This window comes from Metallumcola ferriviriculae, from assembly GCF_035573695.1.
Lineage (GTDB): Bacteria > Bacillota > JADQBR01 > JADQBR01 > JADQBR01 > Metallumcola > Metallumcola ferriviriculae.
In genome coordinates, this window is record NZ_CP121694.1 from 834824 (window position 1) to 858092 (window position 23269).

General features: G+C 39.1%; 18 protein-coding genes and 1 pseudogene. 15 read left to right on the top strand and 4 right to left on the bottom strand.

Annotated features, from left to right (window positions below):
* Positions 1-126 precede the first annotated feature (126 nt).
* Positions 127-1203: pseudogene (locus MFMK1_RS04240) on the bottom strand (transposase); the annotation flags it as partial.
* Here MFMK1_RS04240 and MFMK1_RS04245 point away from each other — a divergent pair.
* The 3 genes from MFMK1_RS04245 to MFMK1_RS04255 all read left to right on the top strand — a co-directional run bounded on the left by MFMK1_RS04245 (position 1204) and on the right by MFMK1_RS04255 (position 5587).
* Complete coding sequence (locus tag MFMK1_RS04245; protein ID WP_366923910.1) at positions 1204-2745, top strand: DUF5050 domain-containing protein; 1542 nt, start codon at positions 1204-1206, stop codon at positions 2743-2745. It abuts the pseudogene before it with no gap.
* 264 nt (positions 2746-3009) lie between these two features.
* Entirely contained in the window at positions 3010-3561 is a 552-nt protein-coding gene (locus MFMK1_RS04250) for a hypothetical protein (protein WP_366923911.1), read from the top strand.
* The gene (locus tag MFMK1_RS04255; RefSeq protein WP_366923912.1) at positions 3548-5587 is read left to right on the top strand and encodes a hypothetical protein; all 2040 of its coding nucleotides are present in this window, start codon (positions 3548-3550) and stop codon (positions 5585-5587) included. The genes MFMK1_RS04250 and MFMK1_RS04255 overlap by 14 nt, the downstream gene beginning before the upstream one ends.
* Positions 5588-6245: 658 nt before the next feature.
* Here the strand turns inward: MFMK1_RS04255 and MFMK1_RS04260 are convergent.
* Complete coding sequence (locus tag MFMK1_RS04260) at positions 6246-6449, bottom strand: 2-hydroxymuconate tautomerase family protein (RefSeq protein ID WP_366923913.1); 204 nt, start codon at positions 6447-6449, stop codon at positions 6246-6248.
* Positions 6449-7588 carry a YbfB/YjiJ family MFS transporter gene (locus MFMK1_RS04265; protein ID WP_366924872.1) on the bottom strand — a complete coding sequence of 380 codons (1140 nt, stop codon included), beginning with the start codon at positions 7586-7588 and terminating at the stop codon, positions 6449-6451. Before MFMK1_RS04265 ends, MFMK1_RS04260 begins: the two co-directional genes overlap by 1 nt.
* A gap of 207 nt (positions 7589-7795) precedes the next feature.
* Here MFMK1_RS04265 and MFMK1_RS04270 point away from each other — a divergent pair, with 207 nt between their 5' ends.
* The 8 genes from MFMK1_RS04270 to MFMK1_RS04305 all read left to right on the top strand — a co-directional run bounded on the left by MFMK1_RS04270 (position 7796) and on the right by MFMK1_RS04305 (position 15185).
* Positions 7796-8656 (top strand): LysR family transcriptional regulator, encoded by an 861-nt coding sequence (locus MFMK1_RS04270; protein ID WP_366923914.1) that lies wholly within the window; start codon positions 7796-7798, stop codon positions 8654-8656.
* 156 nt (positions 8657-8812) lie between these two features.
* Entirely contained in the window at positions 8813-9370 is a 558-nt protein-coding gene (locus MFMK1_RS04275; RefSeq protein WP_366923915.1) for a transposase, read from the top strand.
* A 93-nt stretch (positions 9371-9463) separates the two neighbouring features.
* Positions 9464-10607, top strand: a protein-coding gene (locus MFMK1_RS04280; protein ID WP_366922096.1) for an IS3 family transposase whose coding sequence is annotated in 2 segments (ribosomal slippage) — positions 9464-9738 and positions 9737-10607 — 1146 coding nt in all. Because the reading frame shifts where the segments join, the coding sequence is not laid out codon by codon here.
* A 630-nt stretch (positions 10608-11237) separates the two neighbouring features.
* On the top strand, positions 11238-12947 hold the full coding sequence (locus MFMK1_RS04285; RefSeq protein ID WP_366924873.1) for a sensor histidine kinase: 1710 nt from the start codon (positions 11238-11240) through the stop codon (positions 12945-12947).
* The gene (locus MFMK1_RS04290) at positions 12919-13590 is read left to right on the top strand and encodes a response regulator (RefSeq protein ID WP_366923916.1); all 672 of its coding nucleotides are present in this window, start codon (positions 12919-12921) and stop codon (positions 13588-13590) included. Before MFMK1_RS04285 ends, MFMK1_RS04290 begins: the two co-directional genes overlap by 29 nt.
* Positions 13591-13820: 230 nt before the next feature.
* Positions 13821-14435: a sigma-70 family RNA polymerase sigma factor gene (locus tag MFMK1_RS04295; RefSeq protein ID WP_366923917.1), complete on the top strand. Its 615-nt coding sequence runs from the start codon at positions 13821-13823 to the stop codon at positions 14433-14435.
* The gene (locus MFMK1_RS04300) at positions 14428-14805 is read left to right on the top strand and encodes a hypothetical protein (RefSeq protein ID WP_366923918.1); all 378 of its coding nucleotides are present in this window, start codon (positions 14428-14430) and stop codon (positions 14803-14805) included. Before MFMK1_RS04295 ends, MFMK1_RS04300 begins: the two co-directional genes overlap by 8 nt.
* Before the next feature lie 122 nt (positions 14806-14927).
* A complete protein-coding gene (locus MFMK1_RS04305) occupies positions 14928-15185 on the top strand; it encodes a Nif11-like leader peptide family natural product precursor (RefSeq protein ID WP_366923919.1) in 258 nt (85 codons plus the stop codon).
* Positions 15186-15339: 154 nt separating this feature from the next.
* Here MFMK1_RS04305 and nlpM read toward each other — a convergent pair whose 3' ends face one another.
* The gene (nlpM, locus tag MFMK1_RS04310) at positions 15340-16761 is read right to left on the bottom strand and encodes a nif11-like peptide radical SAM maturase (RefSeq protein ID WP_366923920.1); all 1422 of its coding nucleotides are present in this window, start codon (positions 16759-16761) and stop codon (positions 15340-15342) included.
* 186 nt (positions 16762-16947) lie between these two features.
* Between nlpM and MFMK1_RS04315 the strand changes: the two genes are divergently transcribed.
* The 4 genes from MFMK1_RS04315 (at position 16948) to MFMK1_RS04330 (ending at position 23248) form a co-directional block, all read left to right on the top strand.
* Positions 16948-18567: a transposase gene (locus MFMK1_RS04315; protein WP_366922135.1), complete on the top strand. Its 1620-nt coding sequence runs from the start codon at positions 16948-16950 to the stop codon at positions 18565-18567.
* 409 nt (positions 18568-18976) lie between these two features.
* Positions 18977-20101: an ABC transporter substrate-binding protein gene (locus MFMK1_RS04320; RefSeq protein ID WP_366923921.1), complete on the top strand. Its 1125-nt coding sequence runs from the start codon at positions 18977-18979 to the stop codon at positions 20099-20101.
* A 15-nt stretch (positions 20102-20116) separates the two neighbouring features.
* Positions 20117-21073, top strand: a complete 957-nt coding sequence (locus tag MFMK1_RS04325; RefSeq protein ID WP_366923922.1) for an NHLP bacteriocin system secretion protein — start codon at positions 20117-20119, stop codon at positions 21071-21073.
* Positions 21074-21133: 60 nt separating this feature from the next.
* Positions 21134-23248 (top strand): NHLP family bacteriocin export ABC transporter peptidase/permease/ATPase subunit, encoded by a 2115-nt coding sequence (locus MFMK1_RS04330; RefSeq protein WP_366924874.1) that lies wholly within the window; start codon positions 21134-21136, stop codon positions 23246-23248.
* Positions 23249-23269: the final 21 nt, after the last annotated feature.

A 23269-nucleotide genomic window follows, 5' to 3' on the forward strand; every position in this document is an offset into this window, starting at 1 on the left:
GTAGGCAGCTAATCAGAAAGTTTAATAAAGAGGACAGAAAATTTTAAGCAGAGGTTGGACAGAAAAAATTCGGCACAAATAACCGCAAGTATTTTGCGGGTTGAAAGAGCAAGTATAAAGGATTTGCTAAGCCAAAAGAGGTTTAAGGCTTCTGATGAGTTCGTGTTTATGGAGTTTGTCTGCAAGAATAACGGTAAGCAGTTGAGTAATTCCTGCAAGGAGTAAGTCAGCCTTAATGGTTAAAGCATTTGTAGTTTTTCTGTTGGCGACGCCAAAATTGGATTTAAAGTGTTGAATGGTTTGCTCAATAACGCAACGATTTTTGTAGATATCAATCCATTCAGGGGTGTCTCTAATAATGCCAGGATAAAGTCTTAAGTCTTTTTCAGGATAGGTATAAAACATTCTACCAGAAGGAGAGTCGGAGCAAGGATGTTCACATAAAGTAATGCGTTTAGAACCTTTCCACTTCATTTTTGGGCAAACCCATTTATCTCTAACAACGCCACTCCTTAAGGGCGCTTTACCTTCATATTTCATGGGTAAAGAAGAATCTAACGGACACAGAGGTTGTCCAGATTCGTTGAACCCGGGTTCAGGGAGGTTCTTAGAACCTCGTTCGTTCAGAGGAATGACTGTTTTTAAAAAGTGACAATCCTTCAATAAAAAGTTATAGGAATCGTTTGTATCAAAAGCAGCATCGCCAATAAACGTGCTGGGTTTAAAATGAGTATGTGTTTTAAAAAAGTCGCGCAGAACAGGTTTAAGTGCTTTAGAATCGGATAAGGATTTATCTTCATCAGGGGAATCAGACTTTTTCTCTATTGGGATTTCAGGGTGTGCATTTATAAAGTCTTCATCAAAAAAGGAAATATTTCTGACTATACCAAGGCCATTTGTGAGCATACCAAATTTATAGACATAGCAAAAATGGCCATTGATGTAAAGCTGTTTGACATTTGGATTTGATGATGCGCAGGAAGGCATAATGCCGTATGCCATTTTGTATGGGTCAACAGAAGAGTTGCCTTTGTATTGAGACTTAAGCTGCTTGATTAAGCGATTGATAAACTTAGGATTATTCTCAGTAACGTAAGCTTCAACGCCAGAGGTATCAAAGACGAGATATGAAGCAAGTTCTGAGTTAATTTGCTCACAAATAGGTTCAGTTTGATCAACAAGGTTATCAAAAAGTGTTTGAAGATGTACATTTTTTACGATAAAGGCGGGTGGATTTTAGAGGATTTAAGAACTGACCAAGAGAGTGATTGGACTACAGTCCCAATGAAGGGTGTTAATACAGAAATATTACGGGATGAACTGCTGCAAGGTGGTCTTGAAAAATGGGAGCAATTCGGGATAGGCTCCCATTATGAAGAGGTAGCGGTTATTAATCAAGAAACAGATTTAGAGAACTTGACTGACACAATAAAGGTTGCTTTAGCGACAAACACCGATACCTTAAAAGTGTCAGGAAGTGTTACTTTAAATTACACGTTTAAAGAGGGGGCTTGGGAATTAATTTCATGTGATAAAAATGAAGACTTTCAATTAATTTATCCTCAAGGAAATTCGGTGGGCAATATCATTAACGCAGGATTAGCCGTAATGCAAGGCGATTGGATATATTATACCAACCAAAATGACGGTTACAAAATTTATAAAGTTCGTACCGACGGTACTAATCTCACTAAAATAAGCGATAATATAGGTATATATACTGCTATAGTTGACAACTGGATATATTATGTGGCTTTGAATCAGTATGGCCAAACTCAGGGTCAATATAGGATGAGTATTGATGGTAGTGACTCTACAAAGTTGAATAACGACAAAAGTCACTATCTTAGTGTGGTTGATGGCTGGATATATTACGTAAATAAAAGTGATGGATATAAACTATACAAAACACGTACCGATGGCAGTGAACGCACCAAGCTGAACGATGATGAGAGTGTTTTTATGAATGTAGTAGGCGATTGGATATATTATTCAAATGTTAATGATAGTTATAACCTATATAAAATACGCACTGATGGCAGTGAGCGCACCAAGCTTAATGATGTCAAAAGTTATTATGTTAATGTGATAGATAATTGGGCATATTTTTCGAATGGAAATGACGGTAATAAACTGTATAAAATTCGTACCAACGGAAGCGAACTTACAAAACTGAATGAAGACGAAATTAGTTGGCTGAACGTCGCAGATGATTGGATATATTATTCTAATGAAAGTGATGAGGGTAAGCTCTATATAATTCGCACCGATGGCAGTAATCGTTCCCGACTGAATGACACTTCAAGCCGGTATATCAATGTGGTGGGCGATTGGATATTCTGTACAGAGGGAGTGTCACTTGTATCGGGCCGCTTCTATCAAATCCGTATCGATGCCAGCGAACAACAGACTTTAAATCCACAAACAGAAAATATAGAGTATTACAAAAAACAAGTGGAGCTTACTTTGGAGAGGGTACGGGCTAACCCCAATGATCCTAGCTGCCGAGTAGATTTGGGAATGGCATACCTGCAGCTCGGCGAATATATTAGTGCAGTTACCGCATATAAGAAAGCAATAGAGATTGACCCTAATTACGTTCTAGCTTATATTAATCTTGGCCTTGCGTATGAAAAGCTTGGTAGAAACAAAGAGGCGCTTACCCAGTATCAGAATGCACTAACGATTGCTCCAAAGTATAAACCGGCTTTGGACGGATTGAAGCGCGTGCAGGATGAACAGTAGACTGAAGTAGAAGATGAAAACTAAAGGCGGATTGGCTTGACCCCTTTGTAGAATAAAGAATATAAAATCTTAGGTAAAGGCTCTCAAATGTTTAACCTAATAGCTAATTTTGGGTGAATATATATATCCGGGCTGGCTTTTATCATTGCCGAACATATAAATCTCCAACGAAATAATTATAATAAGTAGTAATATTGATGTTTTAGAGAGGCAAAGGGTATTTAAAGAATATTTCAATAAGCGAGTTTGAGGAGGTGCTCTAGCATGAACAGGAAGTATGTGAAGTCTGGTATTCTTGTGCTCATTACCCTATTTATTTTAATTTTAGTTATTTATTTAATCTCAAATGGTTGTTCACAGGAAAAAAGAATAGCCAATGTAGAGGCTGTGAATGAAGTCATTAATAGACAGGTTTTAGAATTAATGATTGAACCCAGTATTAAGTCCTCTGAATTTATTAATATATTGAATCAAGAACTATCTATCAATGTTATAGAGATTTCTAAGATTGATGGACAAGATGTTGCTGTTGTTAACATTACTGCACCAGATGTAGCAAGTGTGTTAGAGGATTTCTATCTCAATCATAAAGATGAAGAAATGACTTATCAAGAGCTAAAAAATATTCTCACGGAAAGCATTAGGGGAGCTTCTCCGGTGGAAAAGGAAGTTGTTGTTAATATTTACAAAGAGAATGGAGCAATAGAGGTTGAATTCACTGAAGATTTTATTAATGCCATGTATGGTGGAATATTTAGATTTTCAAATGATTTCTTCCGCGAGATAAGTCAGGAGGTTAATAATGCTGTCGATTAGCCAAAAATCAATTGTTTTATTAATTCTCCTAGGTATCATTTTTGGAATAGTCACGCCACCTGCAAATGCCAACGAGTCTTTAAAAATGATTAGTGTTTTATATGATACGGATACCGACAAAAAAAATATGAACGTTATCCAGGAAAATGGCGAACTGTATATGACCACGGAAGACCTGGCAGAGGTCACCGGGTATAAACTTAGTCAAATGACTGATAATGTCGTATATTCGCGCGGATTGAAAAAGGTAAACATTGATATCCAAACCAACACAATGATAATATTAGGGAACAATTACTCATTAAAGCCTGTTATAAAAGAAAAGGGTAAAATTTGGTTGCCCATGTCAGAACTTTTGCCTTGGCTTAATGTAAGTTGTTATGTAGAAAACGGTGTTCCCAATATTGCTTCCGATCCCGTATCCTATTGGGAAATCGAACAAAATTTTAATCCTATGGATTATTATTTTCTCATCGAAGACGAATTAGGGGGGAAGAAATCAACGGTAACCGTGATGCTTAGTATGTTTCTGTTTGATACAATCCTGGGAATCCGTACCGACAGAGCCATAGCTTACAAGGGTGAAACTCTGAGAGATTATAGCGTATATATGGATACTTTTAAGGAGTTTGCAACCGATGATATTATCATTTCAGATTTTGTGCTGAAAGCAATTAAGAGTGGAAATCAATTAGCCGATGTTGAAAAATTTGCAGCATTTTTGCAAAACTACGCGGAAGTTAATAAAGCTGAATCATTGTCAAAAGTATTAGAACCTTTCGATGATATTCAAAAGGAGATTAGAGAGTTAAAGGAAATAGGTGATAAGGCAAAGCTAAAAGAACTATGGGGTGCGCTGAATATTATTGAAACTTCTATGCGTGCTCAACAAGATTATTATAAATCCTTTGAATATATCTATAATATAAATTCTAAACTGCCGGAATCAATTGCTGAAATGGCAGCATATAAATCTTATGAAATATTCAAAAGTAAAGGTAATGCTGCCGCTATTGCAGTATTAGATTTTACCGGTAATTGTTTAAAAGAAATTGCAAAAGACAGAGCCAAAGATGCAATGAGTAAGGCATTACAAAATCACCTTGTTATGCTAAATGCGCTGGATGCGGTTTTATCAATAGTATGGCCGGTGAATAAATCGGCAGAAGAAATAGCAAATTTACCGGTATATGTTAAAATTCAGCAGGATGCTCTTAATAGTTATAATAAGTACTCCTACCCCCCTAGTAATATGTCAAAAGACAATATCATCGCTGCAAGGTTGTCGGCCATCATGTATTTACAAGCCGGGCGAAAGGCCGTAGAATCAAAACAAAAACTGATGGACCAATTTGGCGGAAAAGGGTTATCAGATTCTAAAATTGAGCTCTATAATGAGCAAATCACCCAATTGGTACTGTCAGCTTCTGCAACAGAAAATGATGCGATTGATGACAAATCTGCAAATACGGCAGGTTTATTAGAATTATTTAAAACGATTGAATATGCTGATGCTGAAAGCATCGCCGTTTGGCAGGAATTATACATAAGTAAGGCAAAGCCGTACATTGATGAGGGGCATCACTATTACCAATTTTGTTTGTATGATATTGATAAGAATGGTATTCCTGAGCTGATGCTAAAACCAACTGGAGCAAGGCTTCCCGGTACTGCGTACACGGTAAACCAGGGAGGAATTATCGGTCTGGAAGGTATTATATGGGGCAATTTGTATGCTTCCCGTCGCCCTCAAAGTATTGTTTCCTCAGGTTCAGCAGGAACAGGGATGCTGTTTACCACCCTATACACACTAAATGACAACAAATTAGTTGAGATGGGCAAATTAACATATGACGAACATTCTGAAGACTATCCTGATCACCGGTTTTTCTTTAATGGAAATAAAATATCAGAAAAAGAATATGAAAGAATATACTCAGAGTTAATCTCGGAGGCTTCAAAACTCACATGGGAACCTTTAGATGAAAAGACTTTGCATTACAGTTTAACCAATAACTCGCGGTAATTAAAAGGCTTTAATAGAAATGAGCTTACAAAAGCTACCCCCTTGTTTTTGGGGGGTCTTACTTTTACGCATAATAATAATTCCGCGCACCAGTATCACTCTGCAGCCAAAACACACGTGGAGTGTGTTGTGTTGATAGAGCGGAAATGGCTTGGTATCAAGGGGTTTAGAGGTTTTGGGGCAAAAATTAATGTTGTTTTATGTTCCCTCAGACTGATGGTTTGGGGGAACTTTAGGTTTAGGGGGTTGCACTTTTACGCAGAAATATACAAGGCTTGGACAACAAAAACCGTGTTGTCCACACTCTCCACAGCCTCGACTACTACATGTTTTTTACGACGACGACAACATTTCAACCCATGCAAAACAGCGTCGCTTCGCTCCGATCCTTTTCCCTGATGGACGATTTCGCCGGAATATGCACCTGACACTTCTTCTTAAGGGTAGCAAGCTTTACTACCGCCGATATTATGTTAGATAGGGCGGGAAAAATAGGGGCATAAAGCATAGAAAATAATAGGGGTTGTTGAACAAAAATCAACAACCCTTAATTAATACTACTAGGAATTTATATTCACTTTACATTTTTGCAAAGTTGCTAAGGAATACAGTATAAAAACGCGCACTTTGAGGGAACTGAAAATGCGCGTCTTATTAATTATTGTCCTCTTTTACGTCTTACTGTTACCGATTCTCCACCGATACCCCAGTTGTCGGTTTCTACCTCATCAATTACTACTACTGTTGTTTGGGGGTTTTTGCCCAGGGTTTCCTGGAGTAGCTTAGTTACACCGGCAATTAATACCTCCTTTTGCTCCTTAGTGGCCCCTTCCCGGGTAATTTTGATGTTGACATACGGCATTAAAGTTCATCCTCTCGTAGTTTATTTTTAGGGCTTAAGTAGACCCTTAAATCACTGGTTCCAAAAGTTAATAAAATTATGGCTAAGAAAACAACAACCGAAGCAAAGATAATAGCCGCTCCATAACTTCCTGTTTGGGTGGTTAGAAAACCCGCTACTATAGGGCCTATCATCTGCCCAATAGCATAGACAAAGGTTAGGTAACCGATCACTTTACTGCTTTGGGTGGGATACATGTTTCTAGCGATGGAGAGGGTTATAGTGGTTATACCCATAAAAGTCCCTCCGAATAATAGAGCTCCCATGATAGCTCCAAAGCCATTTGGCAATACCAAAGGTAAGGATATACCGATAACCTGGATAAAATAGGCCAGCTTTAACATTGCGATATGTCCCCATCTATTAGCCATTTTCACCCATAGGATACAGGAGGGGGCTGCAGCTATCCCTACAAAAGCCCAGCTTATAGAGGAAGAGAAACTACTGAAACCACGTAAAGCGTTAATGATAGCCACTAGAAAGGTGCCACTTACAATATAACCCAAGCCTTCTAAGCCATAAGACATAATTAACCAAGGTAACGAAATGGATTTAGTAGCATTTTGTTGATTGGTAGTTTGGCTTTTTATTTCAGTCCGTTCGTCAAAGACCCAGAGCCAGGTTAGTGTCCCTAAAATAATACTAAGTACACCCAAACCTAACCAGGCACTTTGCCATCCTCCATAGAAATTAAAGAGGGGGACTAACAGCCCACTGATAAAAATACCCAAACCTACACCGCCATACAGTAGGCCTGCCCAAGAAGGCAACCCATTTTGGGCTATGAAATCCATAATTATACTGGCTATCAATACAAAAACTATTCCACTGGTTAAGCCAGCAATAAATCTTAAGATAAACCAGTAGCTGTAATCTACCGTTAAGCCCATAGCAACTATAGAAATAATATTTGCGGTAAGAAATAAGCGTAAAGATTTAGTTCTATCCTGAGGCCACTTGATAGCCCCTCCGGCCAAGGCTCCTAATAAATAGCCAAAATAATTAATAGAGGCCAGATATCCTGCAAACTTATCGGTAAAAGAAAATTCCAGCTTCATTAGAGGAAAGATAGGGGTGTAAGCAAATCTGCTAATGCCCATAGCTATCAATAAGGCAAATATTCCCCCCAGTAAATTCCTATGGTTTCTTGTTATGGTGATATTAAGTCCCCCAATTCATATAATTTTTAAGATTCTGCGTATAGTTCCCTTGATAGTTCTTATTAAGTATAATACAGTTATAAGCGTATCTTGTAAAATGATGAATATTGAGGTTTGCTATCAAAATTATTAATAGGGGTGGGGGTAGTGGACTTAAATGATTTAAAAGCCTTTGTTGTAGTGGCTAGGGAAGGCAATATCTCTAGAGCTGCAGAGCGATTAAGTTTTGTTCAATCTAATATAACCAATAAAATAAAGAAGCTGGAAAATCATTTTGATACTAAACTCTTTCACAGGCATCAAAAGGGGGTAACCCTGACTTCCACAGGCAAACAGTTGTTGGACTATTCCGAGAGTATCTTGCAATTATTTAACCAGGCGGAAAAAGCAATTAAATACTCTACTGTTCCTTCGGGGGTTATCTCTTTAGGCTCTATGGAGACTACTGCTGCTATCAGGCTTCCTAAGATATTAGCCCAGTACAGTGCTAATTTTCCTCAGGTGGAGATATTACTGGAAACAGGACCATCAGAATTATTACTAAATAAAATAAAAAACTATGAAATTGAAGGGGCTTTTGTAGCCGAAGGTTGTTTAGATGCTGAGTTGGAGGGGGAACTATTTGTCGAGGAAGAGTTAAGACTAGTTACATCCGGAAAACTCGCCATTAGTAATTTAGAACGTTTAAATTTGCTGGTTTTTAAAAAGGGCTGTAGTTATCGGAAGACCTTGGAAGAATGGTTGAAGTTTGAAGGAATAACTCCCGGTAGAACTATGGAGTTTGGGTCTTTAGAAGCAATTTTAGGTTGTATTAAAGCGGGCTTAGGTGCGTCCTTGCTTCCAATATCGGTTATTGAAAGATTAGATATGTTTAACACACTAAATATCGTAACAATTCCTGAAAAGTACTCTAAAATAAAGACATTATTTGTCTGCCGAAAAAATGTAGTATATAGTAAAGCTTTGCAAGAATTTATCAACCTAATGAAGGAAAAAAACTTAGAATAGATTTAAATGGAAAGCAACCACTAATAGCAAACACAGTTTACCTGTAGCCCCAAATTTACTAGAACAAAACTTTAATGTCGCAGACACCACAAGACACGGGGACGTTTCTATTGTCTTACTTGGTAATATCTGTTATTCTCTAATAGGGTGATGTAAATGGGAAGGGAAGCAAGGAAAAGAAGTTCAACTGGGATATATCATATTATGTTAAGAGGAATCGACAAGAGGGACATCTTCTTAGATGATGAAGATAAAATAAGGTTTATGGAAAAACTGATGAAAGCAAAGGAGACCGGAAAGTTTGAATTGTATGGTTATTGTCTGATGGATAATCATGTGCATTTATTAATTAAAGAAAATGAGGATATAGGGGCAAGCATCAAACGTATTACAGTAGGATATGTTTGGTGGCATAACAACAAGTATGGAAGAACAGGTCATTTATTCCAAAACAGATATAAAAGTGAACCGGTTGAGACAGAAAGCTATTTATTAACAGTATTAAGGTATATTCATCAGAATCCTGTTAAAGCAAAAATAGTTCTTCAGGCAAAAGATTATTCATGGAGTAGCTATAAACAATATTTATTATCTTATCAACAACAAAATGGATGTATAGATGATCACTTAATCAAAGCATATTTTAAAACAATAGCAGATTTTTGCCAATATATGAATGACCAAAACAATGACGAGTGTTTAGATTATATATAATGTACCCATGAATTCAGACAAAATTTTCGACAAACTAAGTGAACCTGATATAATAAACGGCAGGAAAACTGTCAGAAAGAAGGTTCATACAAAATGGGAAGACGAAAATTTACAGCCGAATTCAAAACTAAAATCGTACTGGAGCTACTCAAAGAAGAAAAACAGATCGGCGAACTAGCAGCCGAACATGAGTTAAGCCCCAATCAACTGCGCAACTGGAAAAAAGATTTTTTAGAGAATGCACCACAGGTGTTCTCACAAAGCAAGCAAGAAAAAGAGCTTCGTGCCCAAGAAAAAGCTTTGGACGAAGAAAGAACCGAATTAATGGCAAAAGTCGGTCAACTCACTATTGAGAATGACTGGCTCAAAAAAAAATCTAAAGAAGTTCTTGGGGTCGACTGGGAGAATAAGTCTGGTTTCAAAAAATAACAAACTGCCGGTTAATCGGCAATGCCAGTTACTTGAGATCAATAGAACCAGTTTTTATTACACACCTAAAGAACCTGACAGAGAGCGCGAAAATATGATTAAAAACAGGCTTGATTACTGGCATACCAAGATGCCATATCTAGGGGTTAGGAAGCTTCGCAAAAAGCTACAGAATGAAGACCACATTAAGGTTGGCCGTAAGTTAATTAAACGCTATATGGACGAAATGGGAATATATGCGGTCTATCCTAAACCCAACCTGTCAAAGCGTAATAAGCAGCACAAAATCTATCCTTACCTGTTAAGAAACCTAGATATTAATCGGGCAAACCAGGTTTGGGCCATTGACATTACCTACATTAAGATGGGCAGAAGTCATATGTATCTAACAGCCGTCATCGACTGGTATAGTCGTTACATAGTAGGCTGGGAACTATCAGATACTTTGGACACCGCACCGGTGTTAGCAGCAGTTAAAGAAGCTATCAACAGATACGGCACGCCGGAAATTATCAACAGCGATCAGGGGTCTCAGTTCACAAGCGCTGATTACACAGAATATTTAAAGAGCGTGAACATCAGACAAAGCATGGACGGCAAGGCCCGTTGGATTGATAATGTTATCATAGAGCGATGGTTTAGAAGTCTAAAAACCGAACAAATCTACACACATGAATATCTAACACCTAGAGACCTAAGGATCGGTATTAGAGAATATATCCAAGAATATAATATAGAACGGCCACATCAAACCCATGACTACCTAACTCCTCAAGAAGTCTATCTGGGGATAAGCAAGGCAGCTTAATAATAGCAAGACATATCGTATATCAAAGTCAAGTAGGCTGATGGATAGTGCCGCCATGTGGACAACCCTCCGCTACGCTCCAGGTTGACGCACAAGGCTTGGACAACAAAAACCGTGTTGTCCACACTCTCCACAGCCTCGGCGACTGGTCTAAAGTTTACGACGACGATAAAATCATTTCAAAAGAGGCAACTAATAGCATCGTTATTGCTGCTACTAAATGGGAATATCTGGTTCACTTAGAAAATTAAAATTTCTGTCTTGACAAGGGGGACACTTTAATAAGCCAGTAAAAAAAATTACGGATCTTGCTTTAGAAAAGGCAATTCGTAAAGAATATAATATTGACCATTTAACGGAACTACCGTTAGAAGAGAGAAATAAAATAATCAGGGATATGTACCATAACACAGGAGTTAGCATACGGCAATTAGGAAGAGTAATAGGGATAGGAAAGACAATTATAGAGAAAGCAATTAGACAAGACAGATGAAACGTCCCTGCGTCTTCGACAAGACAGATGAAACGTCCCTGTGTCTTTCCAAAAATTCACAATAAACCTGGTGGAGAAAGTTTTTAGTTAGGGGGGGAACCGTGCATTACCAATATAATCCCTACATATGGCCATTAATGGGCTCTGCATTAATTTCGCTATCACTCGGAATATATGCACTATTGAGAAGCAGAAATGTGAAAGGTTCCTCGCATTTTATCGTGCTAATGTTTCTGGTTGTAACATGGACTTCCGGCAATGCCCTAGAGATGTCCGGTGCAGATCTTTCTACTAAACTTTTTTGGGCGAACATACAGTATATCGCATATGGTTATTCTCCTGTAATCTTACTTGCAATGTGCATGGAATTCACTGGATATGACCGGTGGATTCGGAATAGAAAATTTTTATTATGGCTGGCGGTTATACCTACGATCATCATTCTACTTGTCTGGACTGATAGAATATATGGCTTGGTAAGGTATGACATACATATGGATTACAGTGGTTTTTTCCCAGTCATCGTAAAAAAATATGGACCTGCCTTTTTTATACATGTGCTGTACGTAAATATTCTCAATATATCCGCCTGGGTGCTGCTTATAGTGACGGTATTTTTTAAGAAAGGCGTTTACAGAAAACAAGCGATGGCGCTGTTTCTCGGATTAAGTTTAACCTTAATACCAAATATTATCTATGTATTAGGTCTCAGTCCGCTGAAAGGATTTGATATTACACCGGTGCTTTTTGGACCGGCAAATTTGATTATTGCTTGGGGCATCTACCGCTTCAAGCTGTTAGACGTAGTTCCTGTAGCGCGTGCTACTGTGATTGAGACTATGGCTGCAGGGGTTATGGCCCTAGATTTACAAGATAGGGTATTGGATATTAATCCTGCCTTTGAAAAGATACTCGGCCATACTGCGGCACAGATTATTACAAAACCAGTTGGGGAAGTGTGTGCTGAAAATCCTGAATTGGTAAGCGCCTGTGTTGATAGGAATACTAATCAAAGAGAGTTTCTCTTAAACACGAACGGATTGTCGAAGGTTTATGAGTTATTAATTTCTCCTCTTCACGATCACAAGGGCACATTGATAGGCAGGCTTGTTGTAGCATATGATATAACAGAAAGAAAGAAGGTACAGCAGGAATATATGCAACAGCAGTGGAAGCTTGCTGTTGCAGAGGAAAGGGCACGGCTTGCCAGAGATATGCACGATAATTTGGGGCAGACAATGGGGTTTATCAATCTTCAGGCGCAGGGCATAAGGCAGGAGCTATTAAACGCAGGAGTAGAAATTGCTTCACATAAGCTTGACAGACTGGTGGAAGGTGCTCAATCGGCGCATCAGGAAATCAGGGAGTATATCCGAGATGCCAGGAATACAGAATTAATGGAAAAGAATTTTATTACTGCGTTGACAAAGGATATTATGAATTTTGAAGAACAGACCGGCTTAAAGATAAAATTAGATATTCCGAATGGATTTACAGGAGAAGACTTGGAACCCAATGTGCGTATCAATTTGCTCAACATTTGCAGAGAAGCCTTGAACAATATCCGGAAACATGCTGAGGCTGTTCAGGTGAAAATATTGATTTCAGATGTTGGAAACCAGCTAAGTGCTACAGTTGAGGATGACGGTAAGGGATTTGATCTTGCTAGCCATGATCATGGAACGAAGACTAAGTTTGGATTAGACATCATGCAGGAGCGTGTATCACAAATAGGGGCTCAAATTGATATTCAATCTACAGTTGGAAAGGGAACCAGAATAGATTTTTCTGTACCGCTGAAGGAGGGGGAAAAGGAAAATGCAGATGAAATTGATGTTGGTAGATGACCATTCCTTATTCCTGGAAGGCCTTCAATACCTGCTTGAAACCCATGGCATCAACGTTACCGGTACAGCCCATAATGGCAGGGATGCACTTGTCAAAGCCCGTATTTTAAAACCGGATATTATCTTAATGGATATCAAAATGCCTGAGTGCAGCGGAATGGATGCCTTGAAGCTGATTAAGGCCGAAATGTCGGATATTAAGGTTGTAATGCTCACCACATCTGAGGAGGATGAAGATCTTTTTGACGCAGTCAAATACGGCGCTTCAGGGTACCTGTTAAAAGACACTAATGCCAAAACACTTGTGGACATGTTGTCTGATCTTGAAAGAGGGGAGGTTCCTCTTTCGCCGGGCCTTGCTGCTAGGCTCTTAAGAGAATTCAGACTCAGTGGTAGATATGATCCTAAACCCTTGCAGCAGATAGCAGGCGACATCCAAGAAGGATATCTCACTAACAGGCAGTTGGAGGTTCTGGATATGGTGGCCAAGGGAAACACCTATAAAGAAGTGGGAGACGCTTTGGGAATTACCGAAAGGACTATAAAGTATCATATGGGGAGAATAATTGAACTATTGCATCTAGAAAACCGAGCACAGGTGATTGCCTATGCGGCTCGTAGAGGGCGAAATACCGGTGAATAAAGGGTTTGACAGTTATTAAAGGCGGGTTAGCAAAAAAAAAGTACAGTTTCCTACTATAGGAGACTGTACTTTTTTTATTTGTAAGACTGTACTTTGGTACATTGTAAATAAAAGGAAATAAATAATATAATGATAGAAACGGTCGGATAATAACTTTTTTTAGTAATAATCGGCGAATATGATCTAATTTCCAACGATAGTAAAGAAAAGTTGCAGCGCATATGCTTCGTTTGAAGACCAAGAAAGTTGTTTTTAGGAAGGATGGTTTAATAACGATGGTAATGCTGAATCAAACAGAGGAAACATCAGTGATAGCCCTGGCTAATGATGACGATATTGCATTTACTAAGCTTTACAACTGTTACTTTTCCCGGATTTATAACTATGTGCACTATCGTGTTTCAGATTTTCATACTGCTGAGGATTTAACCAGTCAGATCTTTGAAAAGTTGTTTTCCAAACTGAAAAACTACCAGCCGGAAAAAGCGCCATTTTCTACTTGGGTTTTTAGCATTGCTCGTAATACCATCACGGATTATTATCGCAGTCAAACGCGAAATCGCGTTACTTCCCTCGACACAACTAAAGAGCTCATGGATGTTGATTCTAGCCTCGATGATATCGTTGCTTTCAATGAAACGCAGCAGCACTTACGAAAGGCTTTAGCTTCTTTAAACCAACGTGAGCGTAATATTATCGCTTTGAAGTTTTGGAGCGGATGCTCCAATAGAGATATTGCTAGACTTGTCGGTATTAGTGAAAGCAATACAGGGGTTATATTATTTCGGGCCATGCGGAGGTTGCGCATAATCCTGGAAAGCCAGGGGTTGAACATTGATGGATGAAAAAACAAAGGCTGATATTTACCTAGAATACCTAGAGCAAATTCTATCAGGGAAAAAAGACATTGGACATGTAGAGGATGTAGAGATTGAAAAGCTGCTTCTGCTGGCAAAGACCATGGTAGCTGCTGAAATTAGCATCAACAATGAAACGAGAGAGAACTTGAAAAAACGGCTTCTAGCTCAAGTCACAAAAAACAATAAGTCACGTTTATCTGTGTTGTCAAGAAACGATGACGAATTAGATGAAGAAGATTTAGAGTATGTTGCTGCGGGATTTGGAGGACAATCCGGAGAGCAGAATAATATCTGTCCTTTCTGTGGGGCGAGGTTCAATAAAATCGCGGGGAAATGTTCTTTTTGTAATCGTTAGAAGTAAATTGTGCAAAAGATTAAAAAGATTGTTTTTAAGATGTAATACATTTTAGGGGAAAAACGTATTAACCCTTGAAAAGGCACACGATGTGTGTGCAAATAAAAAAAGGAGGTTATATAATGAGTGTTGAATCAGCAAAGAAGTTTTTGGAAAAGGTAAAAAATGATGAGGATTTTAAAAACAAGTTAAGTGGGCTGAAAAACGAACAAGAACGTTTGGATTTTTCTAAGGCAGAAGGTTTTGATTTTAGCGTGGCTGAGCTAACAGAAGCAAATGGTGGAGAGTTGTCAGACAATGATTTGGATGAAGTTGCAGGCGGTATTAGTGCGTGTGGAAAGATCTGTAAGTGGGGCGCGGAAATTAATGTCGAGTCGTAAATTTAGCTAGTAATGTTCAAAATTTAGATGCTCTAAAAAAGCAGGTTTACTCAATAAATAGAGGGAGCTGATAAAATCAGCTCCCTCTATTTATTGAGAATTTATATTTAGTAGACCAGAAACTATAAGTCTTTTTGAGCTACTAAAAATTGATTTAAAAATCAAGTGGACATGGTTTAGGAGGAAATATCTTGTGATCAAGAAGAAAATTGTGATCCTCGTGATCAAGCATACTATATATATAGGCAGATAGTTCAAGTTCGCGGCGCTTCAATCGGCATAAATCTTCAGATTGTTTAAATACAGAGTCGCCGGAACTGGCATTCATATGCTTGCATCCACCAGCGCAGTAATATTGGGCAAAACAATTAGCACATTTTTTAATAAATGTTCGCGGGGGCTTGTGATACATATCTCGGTCAAGATCTTCCATGAATACGTTTCCTAGCTTATATCTGTCTAAACCAACGAAACGATGACACGGATACACATCGCCACTACAGGAGACGCCTAGATACCCTACGCCTGCTCCACACGGATAATGAATTTTTTTGTTGTGTAGGATGAAGAAAATCCCTTCATATAGATTTCCGTTTACAATAAGCTCTTTTAAAGATTTTGAATTTTTGCTTTTGGTATCATTTATCCATGTTTCCGCTTCTAGTTCCATCATGTTGAGTATCTTGCTCAATTCTTTAGTCGGTTTTACGCTGCATGATTCTCCCTCAAAGAGGGAGGCAGACATTATTGCAGTGGTAATTCGTAGAAAGCCGATTTTTTTTAATGATTCTGTTACAAGAATAGGGTCGGTACTTTCGTCTATTACAGCATGCCCCCTAGTCTCAGGTAAGGCTTTAAGTAGTTTTTTTATTTTAGGAAGGATGATATCGTAAGAACCTTTGCCCTTTGTGAATGGCCGCTGCATATCCTGTATTTCTTTGGGGCCGTCAATACTGACAGTAACATTTACTTTATGCTTTTCTAAAAATGATATTACATCATCGTTTAGAAGAGTAGCGTTGGTTGTGACATTAAAGCTAATTTTCTTATCAACTTCATTAACTCTTTGCTGAGCATATTGTATAACTTTCTTCATCAGGGGAAAATTTAAAAAGGGTTCGCCGCCGAAAAAAACGATATTAATTTTCTTTTTTTCCTTGGATTGTTCTATCAGCCAATCTACAGCTTGTAAAGCAGTTTTTTCTTCCATAGTGCCGCCAGTACCATATTCCCCACCTTCTCCAAAGCAATAAACACACTTTAGATTACAGGTTTGAGTTACGAAAAGGGCCATAGTAACAATTGGAACGGCTTCTTTCTTTGTGGTATTGTTTTTTTTCTTCCTGTCTTCAGAAATTAATCCAAGTTTTTTTAGACTTTCTTCCATGTCCAATGGCAAAGACATTTCCAGCTCATTATCAATCATATTAAGAGTTTCTGCAGTTAGCCTATCAATCCGATTTGCCTCCATACGTTCAATATTAATCACACAATGGCTGCCATGATGATGAACCAGATGAAACGGCATAATATCTTTTTTATTCATAAAAAGTATCATTCCTTTCGCTGTGCTCAAGGCACAAAACCTCTCCGATTATATATTTAATACGTTTAAGTGGAGATATCATTACAAACAAGGATTCCCCTGCAAAAACCCCTAAAAAAAGGTCTTAAAAAGGAAGATTTTACCCCCTTCGCGTCGAAGTAATAATGGTAGAAACCATTGGTAGGTCTACACTTGAGGCGAAGGGGCGTGCAAAGAATGTTTAGAAAAAACGATGGTCATTTGCAGGAAGAATTGTTCAGTCACTATCAAACCATGAACCCTAAAATAGCTAAAATGCTGAAAGATACCTGGGCACCGATTTTTTATGAGCATGTCTTTTGTAAAATAGATGAAGAAGTGTTTGCTCCACTTTACTGTTTTGATAACGGCAGGCCTAATTTCCCGGTAAATATCCTTTTATCATTGGAATTAATAAAGAATATGTTCGACTACACAGATGAAGAAATCTTAGAACAATTCTATTTCAATTATCAGGTAATCTACGCTTTAGGTATCAAAAATATTGGCGAAATATACTTTGCTGAACGCACCCTGTATGAATTTAGAGAACGCCTCGTCAACTACGTTAAGGAACACCCCGATGAAGAAGAAATCATGTTTAAGCAGTTTGAAATCTTAACTCGGCATTTCATCGATAAAGCCAATATTAAAACAGACGAACAAAGAATGGACTCAACCTATGTTACCCCTAATATTAAAAGAGCTGGAAGGTTATCCCTTGCTTATGATTTTTTAGAAAAAGCCGTGAAAGCAATACCTCAAAAACATTTAAGCAACTCACTAAAAGAAGTACTGGAGCCTTCCTTCAAGACCAAACTGCTGTTTAAAACCAAGGCCAGTAAGATAAATGCCAAGCTTGAGACAGTACTCATACTTTGTACAGAAATTTATGACCTCGCTAAAGCAAAACAACTAACTTCAAAAGAGGAAATCAAACTGTTAGCTCGTTTTCTCAATGAACAAGCACATTATGATACAGAAAAGAAAGTCTGGGTGCCCGAAGATAATAAAGAAATTTCTTCCGCATCCATGCAGTCTGCCCATGATACGGACGCTACCTTTAGAAATAAAAACGGTAAGACGAACCAAGGCTATGTTGTTAATCTAGCTGAAACATGTTCGAAAGATAATCCGGTGCAGCTAATTACAGATTACGATCTGGATGTCAATATAAAAAGCGATACAGAACTGGCACGAAAACGTGTAGATACTATCAAGAAAAATACTGATGTTACTGACCTCTACGTAGATGGCGGCTATTACGGCGAAGAAACAATTAACAAAGCTGATGAAGCAGAAGTCAAACTGCATTTTACAGACATGACCGGCAGGAAAAGTACCAGTAACAAATTACCTCTGACAAACTTCAACTTCAATGAAGAACATGAGGTGGAAAAATGTCCTGCAGGTAAAATACCACTTCGAAGCGACTATAGTAAGAAATCTAAAAGTACAACGACCCATTTTGAGAAGTCAGAATGCCTTTATTGCCCCATAAGAGAGCATTGTCCCGTAAAGCCGCAGAAAAAATCAATGGTACTGAGAGCCAGTAAAAAAGCAATACTAGCAGCCAACACCCGCCAAGAAATTTCAAAAAAGGAAATACGACGTGAAAACACCAGTAAAAGGGCTGCCATAGAGGGTACCAACTCTGCAATTAAAAGGGGCCAAGGTGCTAACAAACTTAGAGTAAGAGGCCTGATCAAATGTCAGTTACAAATTGGCCTCAAGGTAATTGGTCATAACTTCAAACAATTTTCCCGAGCAATGAATAAGCCTAAACCAAAAGGCAGGGAAGTGGTGTGTCCAATGTAGAGCAAAACACAGTGAAAACAAGGATTTATTGATGTATATGCACATCATATACCTGAAAAAATCCGGCTTTGAGGTAACTAAACAAAAAATGAGCTTATTTTAAATTCTCCCAAGGGGTTAATAGGGGGTAATCACTCCCTTTCAGCAGGGGAATCAAACAAGAAGTTTTGTAAAAGACAGAAAAAAGTTTTCTGATGTGTAATACATTTAGGGGTAAAACGTATTAACCTTTAAAAAACGTAGGCCCGGTCAAACGGTCTCATTTTTGTAAGATATGATGGCGAAATATTTTCATGTTTTGAACTATTTACATATGGAATTTACAAATGTTATAAAGCCATATATTAAAGAGAAAGCTGACAGGATCGGATTAAGCAAATTCTTCAGGTAAGGAAAAGGTGGTGGAGCTATGTTTAAGAAAATTACAAAGTGCCAAATCGTTATTCTTTGTATTGTTATCTTCCTTTTATTAACAGGCTGTACACAAATAGAAGAAAATAATGAGATAGTCATAGGCGTGGCATGGCCGTTTGCAACCAATAACAATTTATTTAATGAAGGAATTGATCTTGCTGTCCAGGAGATTAACAGCAGCGGTGGGATTAAAGGTAGAGAACTTCGACTACTTAAAGAGGATGACGGCTCCGAACTTGAAAAAGGGATGGCAATAGCCCGGTCTTTTACAGAAAATATGACAATCCAAGCTGTGATTGGGCACTATAATTCTTTTATCTCTATCCCTGTCTCCGCTATTTACAATAATGCAGGTCTCGTGATGTTATCACCAGGTTCCACAGCGCCGGCACTCACAAAAAATGGCTATAAGCATATTTTTCGTAACATACCTTCTGATGATGAAATAGCACGACAATTGGCGGTTTATCTTGCAGACCAAGGTTACCGGCGCATGGCCATATATTATTCTGATGACGATTACGGTTCTGGGTTGGCCAATTCTTTTGAAGACCATGCCAGAACGCAGGGTATAACGATAGTCGATAGGTTTAACTACTACAGCAGCACGGAGGATTTAAGGCGTCTAAATAGCAGATGGCAAGCCTTTGGATTGGATGGAATTTTCATAGCTAAAATCATGCCTGAAGGAGGCCAGTTTATTTTTGATGCCGGCCAAGCAGGGATTAATGTGCCTTTTATTGCTGGAGATGGTCTGGATTCTCCTTTACTCTCAGAAATAGGTGGTAAGGCGGCAGAAGGTACAATTATAGGTTCAGAGTTTAATCCTGATATAGATCGTCTAGAAGTAAAGAGATTTGTGACGGATTTCCTAAACGAGTACAATGAAATGCCCAACTCTTATGCTGCGTTGGGCTATGACGCAGTAAAGATGCTGGCTGCTGCCATAGCAAAATCTGACTTGAACAACCGCTCCACAGTTGCCAAAGAATTAATGAATTTAAGCAGGTGGTCGGGTGCAGTCGGTATTCATGAATTTGACGAAACGGGAGATGACATCGGTAAGCTGGTAGTGCTTAAAAAATTAAAAGATGGAAAATTTGAATATCTTGAGAAGTAGATGGAGGTGCGAATCATGAGTGAAGGTGTATTTCGTGAAGTATCCCTGGAGAGGCTTTCATCTCCGGAGCAGCTCGATGAACTAATAAAGGTGACATCCCCTAGGTCTTGGTTTGCCCTGATAGCGATTGGCTGTATTCTTATTAGTGCGGTTGCTTGGAGTTTTTTAGGCAGTATTCCTACAAAAATAGATGGTCGGGGGATTCTTATTAATGATGGAGGTGTTTTCACTTTACAGCATCATACCGCCGGACAGGTGATTGACGTTAGATTTATGCTAGGAGATATGGTGAAAAAGGGCGATGTCGTAGCAAGAATTGCACTGCCTCAACTGGTTGCCGAAATTAATAGTCTGCAGAGCACTCTCAATGAGATGGGAAATAACCAACGAGCCGATTCGCCTGAGTATAAAGTAATAGAAGACCAAGTGCTACAGCTTCGTGAAGAATTAGATTATAAGTCTCAAATTGTTTCCCAGATTGATGGACGTATATTAGAGTTAAATATCGAGAAAGGAAGCATCATCCAGCCAGGAGACCCCCTGGTTACCCTGGAGCAATATGGTGGAACGGTGAAGATGGAAGCAGTGATCTATGTTCCTGCTGAACAAGGTGGTATCATCCTGCCCGGGATGGAAGCCCAGATTTCTCCTACGATTGTGAATAAAGAAGAGTATGGTTTTATGTTAGGAAGGGTTATTTCTGTTTCTGAGTATCCTGCTACGACGCAAAGTATGATGCAAACTTTAGGAAATGAAAATTTGGTTGCTCTGCTCTCGGGGCAAGGTGCTCCTCTGATGGTACGGATTGACTTAATTCCTGACGACAGCACTGAAAGTGGTTATCGGTGGTCATCGCATGGGGGACCTCCTATGTACATTCATAGTGGTACCATTGTTGAAAGTGCTGTAATTACCAATAGGGAAAAGCCGATAAGCAAGGTAATTCCTTTGTTTGGAAGTGCAGTTCATTAAAAGCGGGGAGGTGATAAGGTGAAAAAAAATAGAAGAGCTAAGGTTCCTACTGTACTGCAGATGGAAGCTGTGGAATGCGGCGCAGCCTCTCTTGCCATGATTTTAGGCTATTTTGGCAAATACATACCGTTAGAGGAACTAAGAACAGATTGTGGCGTATCCCGAGATGGCAGCAAAGCAAGCAATATACTGAAAGCAGCTAGAAAGTATGATCTGGAGGCCAAGGGTTATCGTAAGGAACCTGAGTCTTTAAAAGAAATTCCAATGCCCATGGTTGTGCATTGGAATTTTAGTCATTTCCTAGTGTTAGAAGGTTTCCATCAGGGGAAAGTCTTTTTAAACGATCCAGCCTCCGGCAGGCGGGTCGTGACAGAAGAGGAATTCAGTCAGTCCTTTACAGGGGTAGCATTGGTTTTTATACCACTGCCTCAGTTTCAAAAAGATGAAAAAAAACCCAGCCTTATCTCCGCTTTAAAAAAACGTTTGCATGGATCAGAAACTGCTTTGATCTATATAGTCTTATTAGGGCTGGCACTGGTAATCCCGGGATTAGCCATTCCTGTATTTGCCAGAGTTTTTATTGACGATATTTTGCTAGGTGGAAGGGATTTCTGGCTCGCGCCCCTGTTGTTAGGCATGGGAATAACGGCGGTCTTAAGGGGAATTTTAACCTGGCTGCAGCAGTATTACCTTTTAAGGCTGGAAACTAAAATAGCCTTGACGACATCAGGACAGTTTTTGTGGCATATTTTAAGGCTGCCAACCGAGTTTTTCTCTCAGCGATCTTCCGGGGAAATAACTTCTAGGATGCAGAGCAATGATAGGGTAGCGAAAATATTGTCAGGACAACTGGCCACTACAGCTTTAAATTTTGTGATGATTTTTTTCTATTTCACTTTAATGTTACAGTATAACGTTATCTTAGCTTTAGTAGGACTGGTTATTGCCCTTATCAATGTTCTTTATTTAAAATTGGTTTCTGCTAAAAGAGTGGACCAGAACCGAAAGCTATTAAAAGACCGAGGGAAACTAGGTGGTACGGGCATGTCCGGTCTACAAATAATAGAGACTCTAAAAGCTACCGGATCAGAATCGGACTTCTTTGCTAAGTGGTCAGGATACCAGGCAAAAGCACTAAACTCTGAACAAGAACTAGGTGTTTCTTCTCAATTTTTATCTGTCTTTCCTACTTTTCTTACGGGAATAAATAATACGATTGTATTAGCTTTAGGCGGTTTTTTAATCCTGGAAGGGCAAATGACCATCGGCATGCTGGTAGCCTTTCAAAGTCTGATGGCCAGTTTTATGAGTCCTGTGACAGGAATCGTTGGGCTTGGAGCCGAGCTGCAGGAAATGGAAGGAGAAATGAACCGCTTAGACGATGTCTTGAAATATCCTCTTGATCAAGAAGCTGGGGGTGAAAGGGAAGAAACTACCCCCTATGCAGGGCAAAAGCTGGAGGGATATATAGAGCTTAGTCAAATAACCTTTGGCTACAGTTCTTTGGAGCCTCCATTGATTGAAGATTTTACTTTATCACTCAGGCCAGGGTCTCGGGTAGCTCTTGTCGGTGGTTCCGGCAGCGGGAAATCCACAGTAGCAAAAATAATTGCTGGAATTTACCGACCCTGGTCTGGAAAAATACTTTTCGATGGCCAACCCCGTACATCATTTCTGAGGGTTGCAATTAGTAATTCCTTGGCCATGGTAGATCAGGATATCAATATGTTTCAAGGGACAGTGCGGGACAACATCACCTTATGGGATGAGACTATCTCGGAATTTCAGATGATCCGTGCTGCCAAAGATTCCTGCATCCATGATGATATTACTTCTCGGTCCGGGGGGTATGACCATTCGGTAGAGGAAGGCGGAAAAAACTTTAGTGGCGGGCAGAGGCAGAGGCTGGAGATAGCCAGGGCGTTGGCTCAGAATCCAACGATTATCATCATGGACGAAGCCACCAGTGCCCTTGATCCTGTTACCGAAAAAATTGTTGATGAAAACATCCGGCGTCGTGGCTGCACCTGTATTATAGTGGCTCACCGCCTGAGTACCATTCGGGACTGTGATGAAATCATTGTTTTAGAAAAGGGAAAAATTGTGGAAAGAGGTACCCACGAGGAATTGAATAATCGTGCTGGAATTTATGCAAATCTGATCCAAACGGGTTAATTAACGAATTAAAGTAGGTGA

What these genes read in the sequence shown, in the direction of transcription:
- MFMK1_RS04245 (WP_366923910.1), top strand. Translation starts at nt 1,204, where the DNA reads ATGTACATTTTTTACGATAAAGGCGGGTGGATTTTAGAGGATTTAAGA.
- MFMK1_RS04250 (WP_366923911.1), top strand. Translation starts at nt 3,010, where the DNA reads ATGAACAGGAAGTATGTGAAGTCTGGTATTCTTGTGCTCATTACCCTA.
- MFMK1_RS04255 (WP_366923912.1), top strand. Translation starts at nt 3,548, where the DNA reads ATGCTGTCGATTAGCCAAAAATCAATTGTTTTATTAATTCTCCTAGGT.
- MFMK1_RS04260 (WP_366923913.1), bottom strand. Translation starts at nt 6,449, where the DNA reads ATGCCGTATGTCAACATCAAAATTACCCGGGAAGGGGCCACTAAGGAG.
- MFMK1_RS04265 (WP_366924872.1), bottom strand. Translation starts at nt 7,588, where the DNA reads ATGGGCATTAGCAGATTTGCTTACACCCCTATCTTTCCTCTAATGAAG.
- MFMK1_RS04275 (WP_366923915.1), top strand. Translation starts at nt 8,813, where the DNA reads ATGGGAAGGGAAGCAAGGAAAAGAAGTTCAACTGGGATATATCATATT.
- MFMK1_RS04285 (WP_366924873.1), top strand. Translation starts at nt 11,238, where the DNA reads ATGGGCTCTGCATTAATTTCGCTATCACTCGGAATATATGCACTATTG.
- MFMK1_RS04290 (WP_366923916.1), top strand. Translation starts at nt 12,919, where the DNA reads ATGCAGATGAAATTGATGTTGGTAGATGACCATTCCTTATTCCTGGAA.
- MFMK1_RS04300 (WP_366923918.1), top strand. Translation starts at nt 14,428, where the DNA reads ATGGATGAAAAAACAAAGGCTGATATTTACCTAGAATACCTAGAGCAA.
- MFMK1_RS04305 (WP_366923919.1), top strand. Translation starts at nt 14,928, where the DNA reads ATGAGTGTTGAATCAGCAAAGAAGTTTTTGGAAAAGGTAAAAAATGAT.
- MFMK1_RS04315 (WP_366922135.1), top strand. Translation starts at nt 16,948, where the DNA reads ATGTTTAGAAAAAACGATGGTCATTTGCAGGAAGAATTGTTCAGTCAC.
- MFMK1_RS04320 (WP_366923921.1), top strand. Translation starts at nt 18,977, where the DNA reads ATGTTTAAGAAAATTACAAAGTGCCAAATCGTTATTCTTTGTATTGTT.
- MFMK1_RS04325 (WP_366923922.1), top strand. Translation starts at nt 20,117, where the DNA reads ATGAGTGAAGGTGTATTTCGTGAAGTATCCCTGGAGAGGCTTTCATCT.
- MFMK1_RS04330 (WP_366924874.1), top strand. Translation starts at nt 21,134, where the DNA reads ATGGAAGCTGTGGAATGCGGCGCAGCCTCTCTTGCCATGATTTTAGGC.